The organism is Hartmannibacter diazotrophicus (assembly GCF_900231165.1).
Taxonomy (GTDB): domain Bacteria; phylum Pseudomonadota; class Alphaproteobacteria; order Rhizobiales; family Pleomorphomonadaceae; genus Hartmannibacter; species Hartmannibacter diazotrophicus.
This window is the reverse complement of sequence record NZ_LT960614.1, coordinates 755638-774331: the sequence shown is the minus strand read 5'-3', so window position 1 is coordinate 774331 and position 18694 is coordinate 755638. Positions and strand designations below refer to the sequence as shown.

21 protein-coding genes are annotated in these 18694 nt (G+C 58.6%); 12 read left to right on the top strand and 9 right to left on the bottom strand.

Features of this window, described 5'->3' with window-relative positions; all coding sequences use genetic code 11:
- Positions 1 to 12: 12 nt before the first annotated feature.
- The 8 genes from HDIA_RS03545 (at position 13) to HDIA_RS03505 (ending at position 8074) form a co-directional block, all read left to right on the top strand.
- Entirely contained in the window at positions 13 to 759 is a 747-nt protein-coding gene (locus HDIA_RS03545) for an ssDNA-binding protein (protein WP_099554413.1), read from the top strand.
- A 76-nt stretch (positions 760 to 835) separates the two neighbouring features.
- Entirely contained in the window at positions 836 to 1414 is a 579-nt protein-coding gene (locus HDIA_RS03540; protein WP_099554411.1) for a 3'-5' exonuclease, read from the top strand.
- 2 nt (positions 1415 to 1416) lie between these two features.
- On the top strand, positions 1417 to 3537 hold the full coding sequence (locus HDIA_RS03535) for a hypothetical protein (RefSeq protein WP_157775214.1): 2121 nt from the start codon (positions 1417 to 1419) through the stop codon (positions 3535 to 3537).
- A complete protein-coding gene (locus tag HDIA_RS03530) occupies positions 3515 to 3934 on the top strand; it encodes a hypothetical protein (protein ID WP_157775211.1) in 420 nt (139 codons plus the stop codon). Before HDIA_RS03535 ends, HDIA_RS03530 begins: the two co-directional genes overlap by 23 nt.
- On the top strand, positions 3927 to 4187 hold the full coding sequence (locus HDIA_RS03525) for a hypothetical protein (RefSeq protein WP_099554405.1): 261 nt from the start codon (positions 3927 to 3929) through the stop codon (positions 4185 to 4187). Before HDIA_RS03530 ends, HDIA_RS03525 begins: the two co-directional genes overlap by 8 nt.
- 1259 nt (positions 4188 to 5446) lie before the next feature.
- On the top strand, positions 5447 to 5716 hold the full coding sequence (locus tag HDIA_RS03515; protein ID WP_099554401.1) for a PDDEXK family nuclease: 270 nt from the start codon (positions 5447 to 5449) through the stop codon (positions 5714 to 5716).
- 136 nt (positions 5717 to 5852) lie between these two features.
- The gene (locus tag HDIA_RS03510) at positions 5853 to 7271 is read left to right on the top strand and encodes an SNF2-related protein (RefSeq protein WP_099554399.1); all 1419 of its coding nucleotides are present in this window, start codon (positions 5853 to 5855) and stop codon (positions 7269 to 7271) included.
- A 56-nt stretch (positions 7272 to 7327) separates the two neighbouring features.
- Positions 7328 to 8074: a hypothetical protein gene (locus tag HDIA_RS03505; RefSeq protein ID WP_099554397.1), complete on the top strand. Its 747-nt coding sequence runs from the start codon at positions 7328 to 7330 to the stop codon at positions 8072 to 8074.
- A gap of 344 nt (positions 8075 to 8418) precedes the next feature.
- Here HDIA_RS03505 and HDIA_RS03500 read toward each other — a convergent pair whose 3' ends face one another.
- Positions 8419 to 9003: an ImmA/IrrE family metallo-endopeptidase gene (locus tag HDIA_RS03500; protein ID WP_157775208.1), complete on the bottom strand. Its 585-nt coding sequence runs from the start codon at positions 9001 to 9003 to the stop codon at positions 8419 to 8421.
- Positions 8987 to 9352, bottom strand: a complete 366-nt coding sequence (locus HDIA_RS03495; protein ID WP_099554393.1) for a helix-turn-helix domain-containing protein — start codon at positions 9350 to 9352, stop codon at positions 8987 to 8989. Before HDIA_RS03495 ends, HDIA_RS03500 begins: the two co-directional genes overlap by 17 nt.
- A 129-nt stretch (positions 9353 to 9481) precedes the next feature.
- On the opposite strand from HDIA_RS03495, the gene HDIA_RS03490 reads away from it, so the two are divergent.
- From HDIA_RS03490 to HDIA_RS25100, 4 genes are read left to right on the top strand one after another with little or no spacing between them, the layout of a single operon-like run.
- Complete coding sequence (locus HDIA_RS03490; RefSeq protein ID WP_099554391.1) at positions 9482 to 9706, top strand: DUF2188 domain-containing protein; 225 nt, start codon at positions 9482 to 9484, stop codon at positions 9704 to 9706.
- Positions 9707 to 9743: 37 nt separating this feature from the next.
- Positions 9744 to 9995 (top strand): multiubiquitin domain-containing protein, encoded by a 252-nt coding sequence (locus HDIA_RS03485; RefSeq protein WP_099554389.1) that lies wholly within the window; start codon positions 9744 to 9746, stop codon positions 9993 to 9995.
- Positions 9955 to 11160, top strand: coding sequence for a ThiF family adenylyltransferase (locus HDIA_RS03480; RefSeq protein ID WP_099554387.1), 1206 nt, complete (start codon positions 9955 to 9957; stop codon positions 11158 to 11160). The genes HDIA_RS03485 and HDIA_RS03480 overlap by 41 nt, the downstream gene beginning before the upstream one ends.
- A complete protein-coding gene (locus HDIA_RS25100; protein ID WP_157775204.1) occupies positions 11157 to 11564 on the top strand; it encodes a ubiquitination-like system serine protease family protein in 408 nt (135 codons plus the stop codon). The genes HDIA_RS03480 and HDIA_RS25100 overlap by 4 nt, the downstream gene beginning before the upstream one ends.
- Before the next feature lie 217 nt (positions 11565 to 11781).
- Here the strand turns inward: HDIA_RS25100 and xylB are convergent, their stop codons facing one another.
- Genes xylB through HDIA_RS03445 form a run of 7 tightly spaced genes read right to left on the bottom strand, consistent with a single transcriptional unit; the run spans position 11782 to position 18694 of the window.
- Entirely contained in the window at positions 11782 to 13233 is a 1452-nt protein-coding gene (xylB, locus tag HDIA_RS03475) for a xylulokinase (protein ID WP_099554385.1), read from the bottom strand.
- A complete protein-coding gene (locus HDIA_RS03470; protein WP_099554383.1) occupies positions 13230 to 14705 on the bottom strand; it encodes a mannitol dehydrogenase family protein in 1476 nt (491 codons plus the stop codon). The genes xylB and HDIA_RS03470 overlap by 4 nt, the downstream gene beginning before the upstream one ends.
- A 44-nt stretch (positions 14706 to 14749) precedes the next feature.
- Positions 14750 to 15451 carry an HAD family hydrolase gene (locus HDIA_RS03465; RefSeq protein WP_099554381.1) on the bottom strand — a complete coding sequence of 234 codons (702 nt, stop codon included), beginning with the start codon at positions 15449 to 15451 and terminating at the stop codon, positions 14750 to 14752.
- Between the two features lie 19 nt (positions 15452 to 15470).
- A complete protein-coding gene (locus HDIA_RS03460; RefSeq protein ID WP_425432923.1) occupies positions 15471 to 16538 on the bottom strand; it encodes an ABC transporter ATP-binding protein in 1068 nt (355 codons plus the stop codon).
- A 6-nt stretch (positions 16539 to 16544) separates the two neighbouring features.
- Positions 16545 to 17597: an NAD(P)-dependent alcohol dehydrogenase gene (locus HDIA_RS03455; RefSeq protein ID WP_099554379.1), complete on the bottom strand. Its 1053-nt coding sequence runs from the start codon at positions 17595 to 17597 to the stop codon at positions 16545 to 16547.
- A 4-nt stretch (positions 17598 to 17601) separates the two neighbouring features.
- On the bottom strand, positions 17602 to 17853 hold the full coding sequence (locus HDIA_RS03450; RefSeq protein ID WP_099554377.1) for a DUF2160 family membrane protein: 252 nt from the start codon (positions 17851 to 17853) through the stop codon (positions 17602 to 17604).
- A 4-nt stretch (positions 17854 to 17857) separates the two neighbouring features.
- Entirely contained in the window at positions 17858 to 18694 is an 837-nt protein-coding gene (locus tag HDIA_RS03445) for a carbohydrate ABC transporter permease (RefSeq protein WP_099554375.1), read from the bottom strand.

Here is an 18694-nt window from a genome sequence, read left to right as displayed (position 1 = left end):
CGGAGAACTGAGATGGGCTTCAAACCCTCATTCAATCCCGACACCGGCACTGTCAAATGCCTGGTTCGCCTTTCCTACTGCAAGATCCTGAAGAAGACGCCTTCGACGGCGGGCGGCAAACTCATGTATCGGACCAATGGTCTGATCATGAAGAAGACCAAGGAAGGTCGCCAGAATAAGGCCGTCGTCGACGAAGCAGTTGATGCCATCATTTCTGAGCGCTGGCCGGGCAAAGACCCCGAAAGACTGCTGAAGGCCTTCGACTCGAAGCGACTTCCCATCTTCGACGGCGACGACAACCTGACCCCCGACGGTGATGTTCGCGAACATTACGAGGACACCTGGTATCTGAAGCTCAACAGTGACAAGAAGGTCAAGTTGCGCAACCGGAAGGGCGAAGAAATCGATGCCGACGAGGCAGAAGAGCTTTTCGTTTCCGGGTTCTGGGCAATCGCCTATTTTCATTTCTATGCGATTACCGACAAGGACAAGGGCGGCAACGGAATTTTCGCGACGATCGACGGTATCCAGTATTACAAGCGCGACGAGGAGTTCACGGGCGGCGGCATCGACGACAGCGAATTCGAGGACTACGGCGACGAGGACGAGGAGGATGACGACCTCGACCGGAAGCCGGCGCGCCGTCGAACCGCGTCCTCGATCGACGATGACGAAGACGAGCGCCCGCGTCGCCGCAAGCCTGCCGACGATGACGAAGACGACCGCCCGCGTCGCCGCAGGTCGTTCGACGACATCTGAGCTGCGCCGATATTCAACCAAAAAGTGACAACGGCGGGTCTAACCCGCCGTTTCAACGCCAGCACTGGAGGCGGTGATGGGTGACGTTCATTGCATGCTTGATATCGAGACGTTGGGAACGCGGTTCAACGCACCGGTTATTGCCGTCGGTGCCTGCTTCTTCCGCCCTTCAACAGGTGAACTCAGGAAAGAGTTCTACGAGACCGTCGATCTGGATAGCGCGCTTCGCTACGGGCTTATCGAGGGGCGCACCCTGGCATGGTGGATGAAACAAAGCGACGCCGCGCGCCATGACGCTGTTGCCGGTAAGCTGCCGCTTGAGCAGGTGCTCGGGAAGCTTAGTGCGTTCCTGTCGTTGGATCGGGAGGCCCCGATCTGGGGCAATGGCCCACATTTCGACATCACGATCCTTGAGCACGCCTATTATCGTGTGCTCGGCCCTAATGCCCCAATACCGTGGAATTTCTGGTTGGTGCGCGACTGCCGCACGATTCGTGAACTTGGCGAGTCAAAGGGCTATCGGGTTCCGGATTTCACGGGCACCAAGCACAATGCGCTGGCTGACGCGCTCCATCAGGCGCAGTGGGTCTCGGAAATCTGGCAGCTTCTCATCGGTTCGTCCAACCCGCGGCACGCAGACCGTTACGACATCTGACGATGGCGCCGAGAACAGAACGCTTTAAGACAGAAAGACCGATCGCAGTATTCGACATAGAATGCTACGAAAACTACTTTTATGTGGGCATTCTTCGAGAAGACGGTCAGACCGCGTCATACGAACGTAGTGACAGAGCGGATTTTAATCCGCAGAGGGTTCGGAAACTTCTTCGTAAATACACGTTCGTCGGCTTCAATAGCCGCGACTATGACATGATGATGCTGCTATATGCCATATCCGGAGCGACGAACACACAGCTTAAGGCACTGTCTGACGCGATTATCAAGAAGCGGTTGAAGCCGTGGGACTGCGAGCGCGACTACGGGATTATCGTCCCGCCGTATGTCGATCATATCGACCTTTTCGACACCAATCCCTCGGTTGGTTCGAAGACAGCGGAGGGGGATGAAGACGAACTGGATTCAAACCAGTTCGCGTCCGGAAGCGCGAGCCTCAAGACGCTTGCCGGGCGTCTCCATTCCGAACGCCTTCAGGATCTCCCATACGCGCCTGAGACCGTTCTCACGCACGATCAAATGGACAAGCTTTCCGACTACTGCCTGAATTCGGACTGTCCCGCGACCCTGGCGCTCTTTCATGCATGCAAGGAAATGCTGGAACTCCGGGAATCTATCGGGGAACTCTATGGCTTCGACGCTCGGTCGCTTTCCGACGCGCAAACTGGCGAGCGCATGATCAAGACCGGTGTCGAGCGCATCACCGGCAGCCGAATTCAGAAAGCCGAGTTCCGCGGCGCCTACACCTTCCGCTATCAGGTTCCCGACTTCATCGCGTTTGAAACACCCCTTCTTCGCGATGTCCTAAACGTAATCCGGAATACCGATATCCAGGTCACAGCGACGGGTTCGGTCAAGTTTCCGGAGGAGTTCAAGAAATTCAAGATCGCCATCGGCGGGGCGACCTACAAACTCGGCATTGGCGGCCTGCACTCACAGGAGAAGTGCCGCGCTGAGTTCTCGGATGCCGAAGGCCAACTTGTCGATGTCGACGTGGGATCGCAGTACCCGTCGATCATCCTGAAACTCGGTCTATATCCGAGGGCCGTCGGCCCGAAATTCCAGAAGGTCTATGGCGGGATCAAAGACGAGCGCATGGCCGAAAAGGGGCGTTCGAATGCTGCGCGAGACAGGGGTGACCGCGAACTCGAACTCTATCACAAGCAGCGCTCAGACGGTCTGAAAGTCGGTCTCAACGGCCCGTATGGCAAGCTCGGCAGTCGCTACAGCATCCTATATGCGCCGCATCTGATGATCGCGACCACGTTGACCGGGCAGCTCACTTTGCTGATGCTGATCGAGCGGGCCGAGAAGCACGGCATTCGAGTGGTGTCGGCGAATACCGACGGCATTGTCATGAAGGTGCCCCGTTCGATCTATCAGGGCATGCGGAAAGACCGGCCGGCCGGAGGCGTCCTCAAGGACATCATCGAATGGTGGGAGCAGCGCACCAGCTTCGTCCTTGAAGGCGCGGAGTACGCAGCGATCTATAACCGCGATGTGAACTACTATGTGGCGATCAAGCCGGATGGGAAGGCAAAGCGGAAAGGCGCAATCGCGAACCATTGGGATCCGTCCTCCCCGGATTACAGCATCCGCGAGCAGTTGAAAAAGAACCCCAAGATGACCGTCTGTGGCGACGCCGTCTTGGCGTTCCTGACCAAGGGGCAGTCGATCGAGAGTTTCGTCAACTCCTATAACGATGTTCGGGGTTTTGTGACCGTCATAAAAGCGAAGGGTGGCGCCGACTGGAAGGGTGAATATCTCGGCAAGACAGTTCGCTTTTACTGGTCGACCGACGGCGCACCGATCATGCGCGGAAAGCCGCACGCGAAGACAGGCAACCGCAACAAGGTCTCAAAGTCAGATGGCTCGACACCTCTGATGCGAATGCCTCGGGACTTCGCGGTTCCTCATGATCTGGATCGCCAGCGCTACATTGACGAGGCATACGCGATGCTTGCCGAAATCGGCTACATCGTGCCTCCTCTTGAGGCGTTCCTGTCGCAGTTTCTTTCCAAGGTCGCGCCAGATCACTGCCCTTTGGAAGCGTTTCTATCGCAGATATTAAGCGGTGGTGTTGGCGCAGCCGCATCAATATAATCAACAAAATAGTGACTTAACAACTGGTGGTGTCGAAATGCGGGAACGACTGAGCAATCGCCGATATGCCGAGACCTTCGATTTCGTTCACACGAACCCGGAAGGCAAAGGCTCGGAATTTCGGGCCACTGTTGGCACATATGAGGATGGCAGGGTTGGCGAGGTCTTCGTCAACTTCATCCTGAAAGGCAGACACAAGCCTTCAACTGACCAGGACATCAATGTCCGGGATGCTGCGATCCTCCTGTCTTTCGCCCTTCAGAACGGCACCAGACTGGCTGACATTGCCCCGGCCATGACGCGCGGTGAAGGGGGTGAGCCTCACGGTATCATGGGAACCCTCCTCGATCAGCTGGTCGAGTTTGAGGCGAAGATGGAAGGCGTGAGCGATGCCTGATTTCAGAATGACGATCAGCAAGGCCGAGTTGATGGAGCAGATCGAGGAGGCGCGCCAAAACGTGGCACGTCTCGAGTCCTGTTACGCTCATCGGATCTCGTCGCCGTATCTGGGCACGCTTTCACGCGAGAAAGTCATTTGCGAGCGCTGCGGCGGCACACTCTATCCAGACGCCGCGCTTCAGTATGCCAGAGGCTTCGTTGCTGCGGGCGGCGCTGCGGAAGATGTCTGGCCTGATTGGGCTAAGACATGAGTTTTGCCTACTACAACGAGAACGACACGAAGACGGCAGCCTGGCTGAGGGAACTGATCAGGGCCGGTATCATCGCCGATGGCGAAGTCGATGAGCGGAGTATCGAGGATGTTGGCCCGGACGATCTGGACGGATTTACTCAGTGTCATTTCTTCGCCGGGGTCGGCGTCTGGAGCTACGCCCTCCGATGCGCAGGGTGGCCTGACGACCGCCCTGTCTGGACAGGGTCATGTCCCTGCCCGCCGTTCTCGTTGGCCGGCAAGAAACAACGATGCCCATCGTGTGGTGGCAAACGTAATCTGTGCCACCCTCGCAAAACCGGACATTTCATCTGCCTCGATTGCGGATGTGATCGCCATGCCGACGGCCGACACCTTTGGCCTGAGTTTTCACGGCTTATCCGAGAGCGGAAACCTCCAGTCGTCTTTGGGGAACAGGTTGCGAGCGAGGACGGAAGGTATTGGCTCAACGTTGTACAAGCTGACCTATGGGCAGCACGATATGCCGTTGGGGCCGCCGATTTTTGCGCTGCGGGGGTCGGCGCCCCGCACATCCGCCAGCGGCTCTACTGGGTTTCGCAAAGGATGGGCAACACCGAAAGCGGAGGACGCAGAGAGCGCGGGCATGCGCCATGGCCGAGGGGTGGCGGACACATTGACGGCACAGGCGACGCACTTGGCCGGGTGGCCGACGTGCACAAGCACGGATGCGATCAAACAGGGTGCGGTGAGCCCAAGACCGGGAATGATGGGTCTTTCGGAAACGGTTCCATTGGCAGGTTGGCCGACAGCCTCGGCGAGGGACTGGAAGGACACAGCCGGCATGGCGACAACAGCCGTGAACCCGGACGGGTCGACACGCTCGCGGTTGGACCAGTTGCCGCGCGTGGCAACGTTGGCAGGCTGGCAGACGCCAACAACAGACAAATTCAGGAGTCGGGGTGGGGACAGAAAAGACGAAATGGGACCGCAACAACTGCTGCAATGGAGAACGACAGACGGCCCGGCCCGGTTAACGGCCAGTGGCGAGATGCTGACTGGATCTTCTGCCGGGATGGACGATGGCGGCCAGTTGAACCCGGCTCATCCCCGTTGGCTCATGGGGCTCCCGCCCGTGTGGGACTATTGCGGGGTTATGGCAATGCGATCGTTGCAGAGCAGGCGATCACGTTCATCGAAGCATGCCTCGACGCACGAGCTTGTGAGTCCCCTTCAGATCCTGCTCTCACTATGTCTTGAAAATCAACCAAAAGGTGATTGATGGCGGAAATCCCGCACGTCCAGAACCCGGTTACGGCCTACGCCAAGTCAAAGGGCTGGCTGGCTCGTCGCGTGCAGTTCATCGGGCGAAACGGGTGCCCGGACAGTTGGTTCTTCAAGCGCAAGCGCCGCCCCATCGTTATCGAGTTCAAGGACTTTGGCAAAGAGCCGAATGAACAGCAGATGCGCCAAATCAAGTTGCTGCGTGAATACGGCCTCGATGTCCATGTGATCGACAACTACGAGGATGGCTGTGCTCTGTTCGATTGATGACAGCCCTCTTGCGAGCCTCCTTTCCACGGTTCTGCAGGTATCGGAGACCCCCTCTGTCGAGACTCCGCTTTCCGCTTTCCTTGAACAACTACTAGGGATCGCACCACCGGCTTCGGGGCTCCGACCGGAAAGCATGCTCCGCTCCTATCAGCGCTATCTCGCCGACCGCATCGTCACAATGCCGTATCTCCTAGGCGCCGCCGAGATGAGCCTCGGCAAGACGGCCGCGGCGTTGACCGGTGCGCGCAGACTGATGAAGAAGCGACTGACGTGGCGCACCATCATCATTGCCCCGTTGACGGTTGCGGAAGAGACGTGGCCGACTGAATTGGCTGAGTGGGAACACCTTGCCGATGCAACATTCACAGTCGTCTGCGGGTCGGAAGCGCAGCGCCTGGCCGCCCTGAAACGCGATGCGGAATTCACGATCATCAACCGTGAGAACCTGCCGTGGCTTTGGGAGACGATCGGGCAGGACAGGGGCTGGCGTTGGAAAATCCTGATCTACGATGAGGCTAGCCGCCTGAAGGGGTTTGTGCATCGAACACCGGGCAAACGCAAGGATCCGAAGACCGGAGCTGTCGTCAAGCGCAAGCCAACACTGACCGAATTTGGCGTTGTTGCAAGAGGCCGCAAACACTGTGAGCGAGTTGTCGAGCTTTCCGGCACGCCCTCGCCCAACGGCATTATCGACCTCGGCGGACCGATTTATATCCTCGACAAAGGCGAGCGCCTGGGGCCGTCAAAGGCGGCATTCCATCGACGGTTTTTCGACACCAACGAGTTCAGCCATAAGGTCACGCCGAAACCCGGCGCCAAAGACGAGGTCATGTCCAGAATCAAGGACGTGATGATCGCTCTGCGGGCGGAAGACTATATCGACCTGCCTCCGCAAGTCTTCAACCCGATATATGTGCGTCTCGCTCCAAAGCACATGCAGCAATATAAGGCGTTCGAAAGGACACTGGTTGCCGAGGCCTATGATGTCGAGGCGGTCACCAAGGGTGTGCTGACAAACAAACTCCTCCAATTTGCGAACGGGGGTCTCTATAGAACAGACGAAAGGATCTACCCGCCGATCAGGGAAACGATCCCCGTTCACGATGCAAAACTGAGAGCCCTTGAGAGTATCGTCGAGGAAGCGGCCGGCCAGAACATTCTTCTTGCCTACAGCTTTCAGTTCGATCGCGAGAGGATCAGGAAGAAGTTCCCCAAGGTCGTCTTTTTCGACGAGGATAAAAATTTCGTCAAGAAATGGAACGCCGGCAAGATCCAGCTCGGCGCAGCGCATCCTGCGTCGATGGCACATGGCCTCAACCTGCAGCATGGCGGTCATATCCAGGTCTGGTTTGGCCTCACATGGTCACTCGAACTTTGGGATCAGTTCAATCGCCGTCTGGCGCGACCGGGGCAACTCAATCACTCGGTGTTCATCCACGTCATTATGGCGAAAGGCACAATGGACGAAATTCAGTACGAAAAACTTCAACAAAAAGGTGTCAACCAGGATGAAATTATGGATGCCGTACGAATCAGGTTGACCGACGGTTGACAGTCCATACGGATTGACCCATACATGTCAACATAAAGTTGACTCAGGGTTAAAAGATGATAACCGAAATCCCCAAGGCACCGAAGAACGAGGACTTCTCCGTCCGCCTGAGAAAGTCGATCGCGAGAAATTTAAGGGCGCCGCAGGGGCGAGGTCAGCAGAAGTGGCTGCGAGAGCAACTGGACGCCAAGTTCGGGATCAAGGTCACTGCGGAAGGCGTTCGCAAATGGTTCGCAGGTGAAGCCTTTCCCCGTCAGGAGGTCGTTCCAAAAATCGCCGAGGTCCTGGAGGCTGATGAGATGTGGTTGCTGACCGGCCGAACACCGGGCAACCCATCTGCTTCTACGGGGCATCGTGGCGCAATTGCTTCGGATGGGGCGGTGACGCTGGTAGCGGCTCATATTCAGCTTGCAGGCGGGACGATCGCAAATGCCTCGCAAGGCTCTTCTCACAATCTGGAAGCTATCATCAACCTGAAACATCGACCGTTGACGGTCCTACTGGCTAGTGATGCGTTAGGGTTCGAGCTGGCGGTCAATGAGAATGCCAAGGATATCGTCCTGGTCGTACCGACGACAGTTCCAACGATCTATGAATTTTACCTGCTGGAGATCGATGAGTTGAGGGACATCTCCAGGGTCATTGATGACAGCCTTGTCTTTTCACTCGCACGCAATAGCGTCGGCATGCTCTGTGCGGGGCAGACCCCGCTGAGGATTATCCGTTCGTTTGCGAAACTCGATGAGGCCGAGGCCCCAATGATGTCTGGCTTTGGTAGCGCAAAACGATCCGTCGATCTGTGATGACGGTACGGGTGACGGTACGGAACGCCGACACATCTAAAATTAAATGATATTTCAATAGTTTATATTAGACGTTCGATTCCGCCCCTGGGCACCACTTTTTCTTCAAAGAAATTATTGGCTCGGGTGACGCGTACGTTTTGCGCGAATTTCGTTCGTCCGGCGCCGGTGTTATTCGGGATTTTAGAAACTGCATTTAAATGCAATAGGGCGATCTGGACTGCGGAATTCTGACGTCCGTGTGCTGTGAGGTTAGTCAGCAATGGGTCAACGAATATCTGATTCACATTTATGGATGGTGCCCTGCGGGTTAAAAAACGCAATGCCTCCAGACGCAGCGGACATTATTCGGCAGCGCTCCCATACTTCCTCCGAATGTTCTTCGCTGCCCGATATGCGTCGGTGACTTGCACCCGAAACTGAAACAAACTTTCGCTTACATTGTATTCCGTCTGAACAGTCTCAATCGGCAATGCGTTGAGAATTATGTAAATCAAAGCCTTCTTTGGTAGCAGAATTGCAGCACCTAGCCACTTTGCTTCCTCTTCAATGGTTGGATCATAATCTCGCTCGCCATTGGCTTTAATGGGTGCTGTCAGCGGATGGCCGAGAACAATGTGCGCGAGTTCATGGGCGATGTCTGAATTCTGCCGCCTCGGATGATGAAAATCGTTGTAGATAATTTCTTTGTATGCCCCGTCGTTTATAGTCACTCCCGAGAACGTGTCCTTTCCATTTGTTCGCCAAAACGTTTTGATTTCTTGCGGGACGCCGCTGTGAGTGGAAAGCGGAATCACAGGAATTTCCAAGTTTTTTGCGAGTGCCTTGGCATCCAATGGCGCATAAGGAGCGAGAGACATCTCATCCCGAAAGGTTAACGCATAGTACTCTGACTCCGATTTGAATCCGTGTCTAAATTTTTTGGTCACGGCGCTTCCTCATCTCTTCATAAAGGGAGATGATCATTCGTTCCATCATAGCCGATCCTTCCTTGCCGAGTTCTCTATCTGCGCGCAAAAGCGCCGTTATTTCGGCAAGTGTTTCCGCTCTTGGAGGCATTTCTCCTTCTCGAAGATAAAATGTCTTTACGTCGATTCCCGACCAAGAGGCCAGTGCTGCAAGGCTATCGACATCAGGTCTCTTTCCCTGCCCCATTCGCGTTAGAGTGGAAGGGGAAACGCCTGTTCTTTCCGCTACTTTCTTCCATGTGATGCCTAGTGAATTTCGATGCGCATCAAGCGCTGCATAGAAACCTTCCGCATCAAAAAAATTCGACATATGACCCTCTATTGCAATCTTGCAATTTTTCCCGAATCGGGTATTTTTAGATAGTTGCAATCTAGCAATTATTGATCTGCTTCGCAATTCACCGATGCGATGACGGGCAGTCTGGCAAGGGGAAGTTAAATGACCAGAAAGAACCAGTATGTCGTTCGAAACGGCAAGACTTGGGGTGTTCGCGGTGAAGCGAGTGAACGCCTTACACGTACATTCGAAACGCAGCGCGAGGCCATCGACTTTGGCCGTGAGATCGCGCGCAATCAGAGAACTGAGTTGCGTATTCAGGGCCGCGATGCCCGCTTCCGCGAAGCGTGGAGTTACGGCAGCGACCCCTTCCCCCCAAAGGGTTGAGTCAAGAACTCTTCACTAGCAATGAGGCAAGCAAATTATGACAGCAAGACCTATTAAGACTGTCACAATTACGGTCAATCAAGATGATCATGAGGTGCCTAAGGAAAAAATCTCGTATGACGAGGTCGTCGCTCTATATTTATCCGACGGCGGCGCAGGATCCACCGAGTATCTCATCAAATATTCGCGCGGTCACTCGGACAACGTGAGTGGGACGCTGGCGCCCGGCAACGAAGTGAAGGTGAAAGATGGAATGCGGTTCAGAGTTTCAGGCACTGGCGAGTCGTAATCCGTTTGTTCGGGACCTTGAAGAGCAAGGCTATCTTGTCGATTTCATCGGCGGTTACTTCGTCATCTATGGCCTGCCCTACTTGAACGATTGTCTGGAGTTGGCGTACGGCGACTGGGCTAGCCCAGTTGATCTTTCGGCCGATGGCGTTCTCGATTCACCGAAAAATCACCAAGCGTGGTTCCGCGGGAGTCGACCTCACGATCAGAGCGGCAGGCAACTTCGCCTTGGTGGCGGAGCAGAAAAAGTCAAAGTTACCGAGGATTTTCAGACCGACTATTCATTTTCTTTCAAGTTGTACGATGAAAAGGGTCAGAAGCGCCCGTACCGCTCATTCGAAGAGAAAGTATCGACATATCTCGACGTTATCACCGGCCCCGCTTTAGCTGCATTTCCTGACACAACCCCGTTTCGCGGCATCGAGGTGAAAGCGGCAATGCAGGGTACACCTCTGCGTTATCCCGATACTTTGTCATCGCGTTATCATATGAACGACTTGTCGAGATTGCTGGAAGGTAAAAAAGTTGCGATTATTGGGCTCGGTGGAACCGGCTCTTATATTCTAGACTTCATTTCCCGCACTCACCTTGCCGAAATTGTCCTATTCGATGATGACAAGGTTCACGTGCATACCATTTTCCGGTTCCCGGGTTTTATCCCCGGCGCGATTGGCTCTCTGAAGGTTGACGCGTTGTCTAAGCAATTTTCGAACTGGCACGCCAATATCACGCCAATTCCCGAGCGTGTTACTGATGCAAATATAGAGCGATTACGAGGCTTTAATTTCGTTTTCCTTACGATAGATCATGGCCCTTCTCGCATCTTCATTGCCGACTGGTTGAGTAAAAGCGGCATTCCCTTTTTAGATTGCGGCATGGGACTTAACAGGGTACCGGACGGCTTGAACGGCGTCGTCAGAATCACCGGCGTCGATAGGACAGCTTTTGAAGCCACACAGGGAACCGTCTTCCTGCCTGGCGGCGATCCGGACGGTGGGGAATATCGGCGGCAAGGCCAGATCGCGGAATTGAACGCTCTCAACGCAGCATTGGCGGTGGTCCGGTTCAAACAGCATTTTGCCATCTATGATCGTCTGGATGATGCCGCTTCCCTCATCCTCGAGACGTCGTCTTTCGAATTCGACAGGCCGCAGGTTGTTCCATGAAGTATCGGTATTTGCTGGTCGACCGTATTCCCAGGCACTTGGAAGAAGGTGTCGTCTACCACACTGAGGAGTTTGAACTCGCTGGGCTACTTTGTGCCTGCGGCTGTGGTCATCGCATTACGCTTCTGGTACCTGATAGTCACCAAGTTTGGGACGAAGGTGGCCATGCAACTATTCGCCCGTCCATTGGCGTTTTCGACGCGCCCTGTAAGTCGCACTACGTCATCAGCGCGGGCGACGTTCAATGGCTTCGAGCATTTTCAGACGCGCAAGCAGCAAATATCATGCGCGCACAGATTGCTAGACATATAGAGATGGACGCGAAGCCGGTTACATGGCGGCAAAGAGCCAGTGGAGCAGTCGCCAGCTTGTTCCGAAAATTTCTGGCATTCTTCTCTAAGTGATACTAATCTTTTATCAGACGTTATGATTTCCACCGAACTGTTATTTCCCATTGAATGGAATTTTGCTTATTTTTCGCCTGCCAATCCTTTCGTCCATTTCTAAGGTGAGCGCGACTAGTGGCGCGCCGCGCCTTTGGAAAGCCGTAAGCCCAGGTCCAACCGGAGCCTGCTCGTCCCCTCTCGCGGCCGTATTTCAGGACGACAACCGCCCCCTATCTCACTGGATCGCCTTGATCGCGGGATAGGCGGCGCGGAAGGCGAGGTAGGCGTCGTCGAACGCGCCGCGCAGGCTTTCGACGGGATCGATGGTCTCGCGGATCTGCGGGGTCAGCATGACGCTTTCCGGGGAAACGCCCGTCGCCGCCGTCATCCCCAGCCGCGCCGCGCCGAGGGCCGCGCCGAATTCGCCGCTGCTGGGCAGGGCGAGCGGCACGCCGAGCACGGTCGCGATCAGGCGCACCCAGTAGCGCGAGGCGGTGCCACCACCGATCGCCATCAGCTCGACCAATCTTGCATCCGTGGCGACAAGGGCCTCGAAGCTGTCACGCAAACCGAAGGCGACGCCTTCCAGCACCGCGCGCGCCAGATCCTGGCGCGTCATGCCTGCCGCAAGCCCGGTGAAACTGCCGCGGATTTCCGCATCGTTGTAGGGCGTCCGTTCGCCGGAGAGATAGGGCAGGAACCGGACGGGACCGGGAGACTGCAGGTCCTCGCCGAGGTGAGCGGTCAGCCCGGCCGGCTTCTCGCCGGTGATGCCCGCGAGCCAGTTGATGCTGTCGGTCGCCGAGAGCATGACGCCCATCTGGTACCAGCGGCCCGGTATCGCGTGGCAGAAGGTGTGCAGCGCGGTTTCCGGTGCGGGCCGGTAGCCGTCACGCGCCGAAAGAAGCACGCCCGACGTTCCGAGCGACACGAAGCCCTGGCCTTCGTTCAGCGCGCCGATGCCGCAGGCCGCGGCCGCATTGTCGCCCGCGCCGCCGGCGACCGTCACCGTGGCGGCAAGGCCCCACTTGCGGGCAAGATCGGGCCGCAGCGTTCCGGCCGCCTCGGCGCCCTCCACCAGACGGGGCATCTGGTCCCGGCGCATGTGACCGGCCTCCAGGAGCCTGTCCGACCAGTCGCGGCCGCCGACCTCCAGCCAGGACGTGCCGGCGCTGTCGGACATGTCGGCGACGAAATCGCCGGTCAGGTAGTAGTTGAGATAAGCCGCCGGCAGCAGCACCTTGGCGACCTTGTCGAAGACCTCCGGCTCGTTCTCGCGGACCCATTCCAGCTTCGGGGCGGTGAAGCCCGGAAAGACGATGTTGCCGGACAGCGCCCGCACCTGATCGGCGGCGTCGAGGCGCGCCGCCTGCCTGTGCGACCGCGTATCGTTCCACAGGATGCACGGCCGCAGGACGTCGCCGCTCTTGTCGAGGAGCGTCGCGCCATGCATCTGGCCCGCGACGCCAATGCCCTTCAGGTCGGCAAAGCGCGGATATTTCGCGTGCAGTTCATCGACCGCGCCTTCCAGCGCGGCAATCCAGTCGGACGGGGCCTGTTCCGACCAGCCCGGATGGGGATGCAGGACATCGTAATGACGCTCGGTCGAACCGATCGCGACGCCGGCCTCGTCGACAAGCAGTGCGCGCAAACCCGATGTGCCGAGGTCAATCCCAAGAAACGTCATTTGGCGCCTTCCAGGTAGCAGCGAAGCGTTGGTTCCATCCCGTCTCTGTAGATGACGTTCAGCCACGTCTCGAACTCATCCGCAAAGGCCGGCCAGCTTGCCAGATCACCATAAATTTGTGTCATTTCGAGCCATCGGCGTGGCGTGTGCCGTGCCTCCTTCGCGGTCCGGTTCAGGTCATCCCAGTGGGGATCGTTCGGCTCGATCGCAGTTCCATCGTCGCGCGTACCTTCGCACATTCGCGCCCAGGCCGCCTCGACCAATGCCAGTCCGCGGACCGGGTTGCCCCTGGCAAGCCCGTCGCGGATCGACGGAATGACGAATCCGGGATGGCGCGACGATCCATCGAATGCGATCCGGCGCGTGGTGTCGACAATCTTCGGATTGGAGAAGCGGGTGTCGATCAACGCGACATAGCTCTCCGGCGTCATGCCGGGGACCGGTGCGACATGCGGGATGATCTCGTCTTGCTCGACCTTGTGCAAGACGGCGCGGATCGCCTCATGCGCCATGATCCCGGACACAGTGTCGATGCCCATGACCTCGGCGATGTTGGCGACGACCTGATGCCCGCCGTTGAGAATGCGGATCTTCATGGTCTCGTAGTCATGGACCCGGTCCGAGAAAGTCGCGCCCACCTCGTCCCAGTCGGGACGGCCGGCGCAGAAGTCATCCTCGATCACCCACTGGCGGAAATTCTCGTGGCTCACGGGCACCGCGTCGTCGATGCCGAATTCCTTCGCCAGCGCGATTTCCTTCGGCCCCGTCGCGGGAACGATGCAGTCGACCATGGAATTGGGGAAGCTGCAGGTCTCGTCGATCCAGTCCGCCAGATCCGGGTCGCTCAGGCGCGCCAGCGACACCACGGTCTGGCGCAGGATGTGGCCGTTTCCCTGCAGGTTGTCGCAGCTTTGCCCGGTGAACGGCCCGGTGCCCTCCGCGCGGCGCCGCTTCAACGCGGCAACCATGGCGCCGAACGGCGTCCGGGGCATGTCGGGATGCTCGGCGTCATGGCGGATATCGGGATGGCAGGCGTCAAAGCCCTTGGAGACCGGGTCGATATAGTAGCCGCCCTCCGTGACCGTCAGGCTCACGATACGGATCGACGGGTCCGCCATGCGGGCGATCAGCGGCCCGTTGCCCGGCTCGACGGGGACATAGTCGATCATCGAACCGACCACCTCGGCGGAGGAGCCCTTCGGATCGAGTTCGATGAGCGTCGTCAGGTAGTCCTGCGCCGCGAGCTTTCGGCGCATCTCCTCGTCATAGGGCCGAACGCCCGCGCCGACGATGGCCCAGTCCTGTGCCAGGCCGCGCTGCATGAGCCGGTGCAGGTACCAGGACTGGTGGGCGCGGTGGAAGTTGCCGAGGCCAATGTGCACGATGCCGGGCGTGAGCCGCGAGCGGTCGTAGACGGGGCGTTGCACGTTGCCGGGCAACTGGCTGAGGGTGGCGTCTGAAAGCTTGATCATTTTTCAGGTCGATTTTCGCAGTTGCCACGTGGCAGGGAAATTTTTCAGCCTCCCGCCCGACATCGGACAAGAGCACGATAAGCCTTGGAAAGATCGTCGATGACCTCGGCCGCTCCGGCCTGCCGCAGGATTTCGGCGTGCGCGGCCTCGCGGCCCTTCAGGTGGCTGCCGCCGACGAAGCCGACGGCATGCATTCCGGCCGCAAGCGCGCCCCGAATGCCATGGGGCGAATCCTCCAGCACCGCGCATTGCGCCGGCTCGGTCCCCAGTCTTTCCGCTGCCAGGAGAAAGAGATCGGGCGCCGGCTTGCCGCGCGCCACCTGATCGGCGCTGAAACCGCGCCCGGTGAAATAGGAGGAAAGACCAGCGGCCTGCAGTGTCTTTGCCAGACGCCGGACGGAACTGCCCGAGGCGATCGCAAAGCGGATCTCCTCGTCTTCAAGCTGGTCCAGAAGGTCGGCCGCGCCCTCGATCCGGTCGAGCCCGGCATCGTATGCCCTGAAGAGGCGGTCTTCCACGCGCTCCACGAAGCCTTCGGGATACGCGCCTCCAAGACGCACGCCCACGTCCCGGCAGATCTCGTTCACGGAGACGCCGAGATACTGACTGCCGACCTCCTCGGCGGTTGCCCCATGCAGGCCGGACGCCCGCATTTCGGCGGCGACGGCTTCAAGGGCCAGCGGTTCGCTGTCAACGAGGCAGCCGTCCATATCGAAAATGACAGCCTTGATGTCGGGAGTGCTCATAACGCGCCGAACTGCCGTCTCAGAGCCGCTGCGTCGTCTGGCGATCGAACAGGTGGACCTTGGCGGGATCGATGATGAAGCCGATCTGCTCGGCCGGACGCGCCCTGATCCGCTCCTTCACGATCGCATCGATCAGATCCTTGCCTGCCCGTGCGAAGACTTGCGTCTCGGACCCTGTCGGCTCCACCACCACGACGCTGACCGGAATGCCTCCCTCCCCGATCCGGATATCCTCGGGACGAATGCCGTAGGTCACCTCCTGACCATCGCGCAGACCGACATTCGGGACGGGCAGCGAAAGACCGCTGTCCGAGAGGAAGGTCATTTCGCCGTCCTTCGCAACGATCCGCCCGTTGACGAAATTCATCGACGGCGACCCGATGAAGCCGGCCACGAAGACGTTGGCCGGATTGTCGTAGAGGTCGAGCGGCGCGCCGATCTGCTCCACGCGCCCGTCGCGCATGACGACGATCTTGTCGGCCATCGTCATGGCTTCAATCTGGTCGTGCGTCACATAGACGATGGTCGTCTTCAACCGCTGATGCAGTTCCTTAATCTCGACGCGCATCGTGACACGCAGTTTCGCATCGAGGTTCGAAAGCGGCTCGTCGAACAGGAAGACCTGCGGATCGCGCACGATCGCACGGCCCATGGCAACACGCTGGCGCTGTCCGCCCGAGAGCTGCTTGGGGAAACGGTCGAGGAGATGGGTGAGGTCGAGGATCCCGGCCGCCTTCTCCACCTTTTCCCGAATCTCCGCCTCCGGCCGCTTGGCCATCTTCAGCGGGAACCCGATGTTGTTGAAAACGGTCTTGTGCGGATAGAGCGCATAGGACTGGAACACCATGGCGATGTCGCGCTCCTTCGGCAGGACGTCGTTGACGACCCTGTCGCCGATGGAGATCGTGCCGTCGCTGACTTCCTCGAGCCCGGCCAGCATCCGCAGCAGCGTGGACTTGCCGCAACCCGAAGGCCCGACGAGGACGACGAACTCGCCATCCTCGATATCAACGCTGACGCCATGCATGACCTGAACACTGCCGTAGCGCTTGATCACATTGTCTATTTTTACACTGGCCACGGTCATGCCCCCCTATTGCGGCAACTCGATCTGCATCTTCACGTCAGCCGGCGGGGCCGATGCGGCGATCTCGAATGCACGCACGCTGTCTTCGAATTCGAATGTCCTGGTAATGAGCGGCTTCACGTCGATCGCGCCGGAACTCAGCATCGCCACGCAGCGCGGGAAGACATGCGCATAGCGGAAGATGTTCTCCACCCGCGCTTCGCGAACCATGGCGGCGCCCGCGTCGTAGCTGACCGGGTCGGGCTGACCGCCGATCATCACGACGCATCCGCCGGGCGCGAGCGGTTCGAACACCTGAGCCGCGGCCTTCGGCGATCCGGTCGCCTCGAAGACCAGATCGGCGCCCCAGCCCTCCGTGTGGCGCTTGACGAGCGCCGCGACGTCTTCCTTCGCGACGTTCACCCCGGTGATGGCCGGGCTGAGGCTTTCGGCGATCTCGAGCTTCTTTTCCGCCAGATCGGTCACATAGACCCGGGCGCAGCCGGCCGCGAGCGCCGAAAGCGCCGTCACCAGGCCGATCGGCCCCGCGCCCATGACCACACCGATGTCGCCCGGCTTGACCCGCGCCTTGGTCGCGGCGTGAACGCCAACGGCCAGAGGCTCGACCATCGCGGCCTCGGCAAAGCTCACATTGTCGGGCAGCTTGAAGGTGAAGGCTTCGGGGTGGACGCATGTCGGCCGCAGGATTCCGTGCACGGGCGGCGTCGCCCAGAAGCGAACCGCCGGGTCGACGTTGTACATCCCGAGGCGCGTCGCCCTGCTGTTGGGGTCGGGAATGCCCGGCTCCATGCAGACCCGGTCGCCGACCTTCAGCGTCTGCACCTCGGAGCCCGTCTCGATGACGACCCCGGAGGCCTCGTGACCGAGGATCATCGGCTCCTTGACGACGAACGGGCCGATCCGGCCGTGCGTGTAGTAGTGCACGTCCGATCCGCAGATGCCGACGGTGTGCAGCTTGATGCGCACATCGCGCGGGCCCAGCACCTCCTCCTCGCGGTCGATGGCCGGGAAGTCGCGCAGCGACAGTTCGTCTTTCTTTTCGAGAACGAGAGACTTCATCCGCTCATCCTTTGCTTATGATCAGGACGCCCAGCGCCAGTGCGATGGCGTTGGCGATCCAAATGGACGGGCCCAGCGGCTCGATGAAACGGAACCAGGCGAGCGAAAGAGCGACCCAGATCACGACCGAAATGAACAGGCGGTCGAACCAGTTGGTCTCGATGGGAAGAAAGCCCCCGGCCTCTTCGATCGGGGCGGCATCGTTGTCTTCGAGGATCTCGATCGGGGGCTCGATGTTTTCGAGTTTCTTGCTCATGTCGTTACCCCTTCACCGCACCGAAGGTGAGACCGGCCACGATGTGCCGCTGCACCAGTCCGAAGACGATCAGGGCCGGGATCAGCGTGAAGATGGAGATGGCCGCCATGATCCCCCATTCGGTGCCCGTGGTGGTCACGTATTCCGAAAGGCCGGTGGTCAGGGTGCGGGCGTTGAAATTGGTCAGCGTCGCGGCCAGGAGGTATTCGTTCCAGGCGAAGACCCAGGTCAGGATCAGCGTCACCGCCAGTCCCGGCCGGCACAGCGGGAACACGATCTCGGTAATGACCTTCCACGGACTGGCGCCGTCGACAAAGGCGGCTTCATCCAGTTCACGCGGGATTCCGTCGACGGTCGGACGGAGCGTCCAGATGGCGAACGGAAGGTTGAAGGTGCAGTAGACCAGGATCATTCCGGTCCGCGTGTCCAGCAACGTGAAGTCGCCCACCTTGTAGACCTGCGTCATCAGCAGGAAGAGCGGCAGCAGAAACACCGCCGGCGGCGCCATCCGGTTCGTGATCGTCCAGAAGAAGATGCTTTCCTTGCCGCTCATGTTGAAGCGCGACAGCGCATAGCAGGCGAAAAAGCCGAAGGTGGTGCACAGCAGGGCATTGCCCGACGAAATGATCAGCGAGTTGACCATGTAGCTGCGCAGCGTGCGATCGTTCAGGACGTCGATATAATTCTGCCAGTAGATCTTGTGCAGGATCACCTCGGGCGTCGAGAACAGCTCGACCGCCGGCTTCACCGAAATGACGAAGAGCCAGTAGATCGGGAACAGCGTCAGGAAGCTGATGAAAATCCAGAAGGCGATATAGAGCCAAGGGTTCTTCTTTTTCAC

Excerpts from the sequence above, each read along its gene's own strand:
- HDIA_RS03545 (WP_099554413.1), top strand. The coding sequence starts at position 13 with ATGGGCTTCAAACCCTCATTCAATCCCGACACCGGCACTGTCAAATGC.
- HDIA_RS03540 (WP_099554411.1), top strand. The coding sequence starts at position 836 with ATGGGTGACGTTCATTGCATGCTTGATATCGAGACGTTGGGAACGCGG.
- HDIA_RS03535 (WP_157775214.1), top strand. The coding sequence starts at position 1,417 with ATGGCGCCGAGAACAGAACGCTTTAAGACAGAAAGACCGATCGCAGTA.
- HDIA_RS03525 (WP_099554405.1), top strand. The coding sequence starts at position 3,927 with ATGCCTGATTTCAGAATGACGATCAGCAAGGCCGAGTTGATGGAGCAG.
- HDIA_RS03515 (WP_099554401.1), top strand. The coding sequence starts at position 5,447 with ATGGCGGAAATCCCGCACGTCCAGAACCCGGTTACGGCCTACGCCAAG.
- HDIA_RS03510 (WP_099554399.1), top strand. The coding sequence starts at position 5,853 with ATGCTCCGCTCCTATCAGCGCTATCTCGCCGACCGCATCGTCACAATG.
- HDIA_RS03505 (WP_099554397.1), top strand. The coding sequence starts at position 7,328 with ATGATAACCGAAATCCCCAAGGCACCGAAGAACGAGGACTTCTCCGTC.
- HDIA_RS03495 (WP_099554393.1), bottom strand. The coding sequence starts at position 9,352 with ATGTCGAATTTTTTTGATGCGGAAGGTTTCTATGCAGCGCTTGATGCG.
- HDIA_RS03490 (WP_099554391.1), top strand. The coding sequence starts at position 9,482 with ATGACCAGAAAGAACCAGTATGTCGTTCGAAACGGCAAGACTTGGGGT.
- HDIA_RS03485 (WP_099554389.1), top strand. The coding sequence starts at position 9,744 with ATGACAGCAAGACCTATTAAGACTGTCACAATTACGGTCAATCAAGAT.
- HDIA_RS03480 (WP_099554387.1), top strand. The coding sequence starts at position 9,955 with ATGGAATGCGGTTCAGAGTTTCAGGCACTGGCGAGTCGTAATCCGTTT.
- HDIA_RS25100 (WP_157775204.1), top strand. The coding sequence starts at position 11,157 with ATGAAGTATCGGTATTTGCTGGTCGACCGTATTCCCAGGCACTTGGAA.
- xylB (WP_099554385.1), bottom strand. The coding sequence starts at position 13,233 with ATGACGTTTCTTGGGATTGACCTCGGCACATCGGGTTTGCGCGCACTG.
- HDIA_RS03470 (WP_099554383.1), bottom strand. The coding sequence starts at position 14,705 with ATGATCAAGCTTTCAGACGCCACCCTCAGCCAGTTGCCCGGCAACGTG.
- HDIA_RS03465 (WP_099554381.1), bottom strand. The coding sequence starts at position 15,451 with ATGAGCACTCCCGACATCAAGGCTGTCATTTTCGATATGGACGGCTGC.
- HDIA_RS03460 (WP_425432923.1), bottom strand. The coding sequence starts at position 16,538 with ATGACCGTGGCCAGTGTAAAAATAGACAATGTGATCAAGCGCTACGGC.
- HDIA_RS03455 (WP_099554379.1), bottom strand. The coding sequence starts at position 17,597 with ATGAAGTCTCTCGTTCTCGAAAAGAAAGACGAACTGTCGCTGCGCGAC.
- HDIA_RS03450 (WP_099554377.1), bottom strand. The coding sequence starts at position 17,853 with ATGAGCAAGAAACTCGAAAACATCGAGCCCCCGATCGAGATCCTCGAA.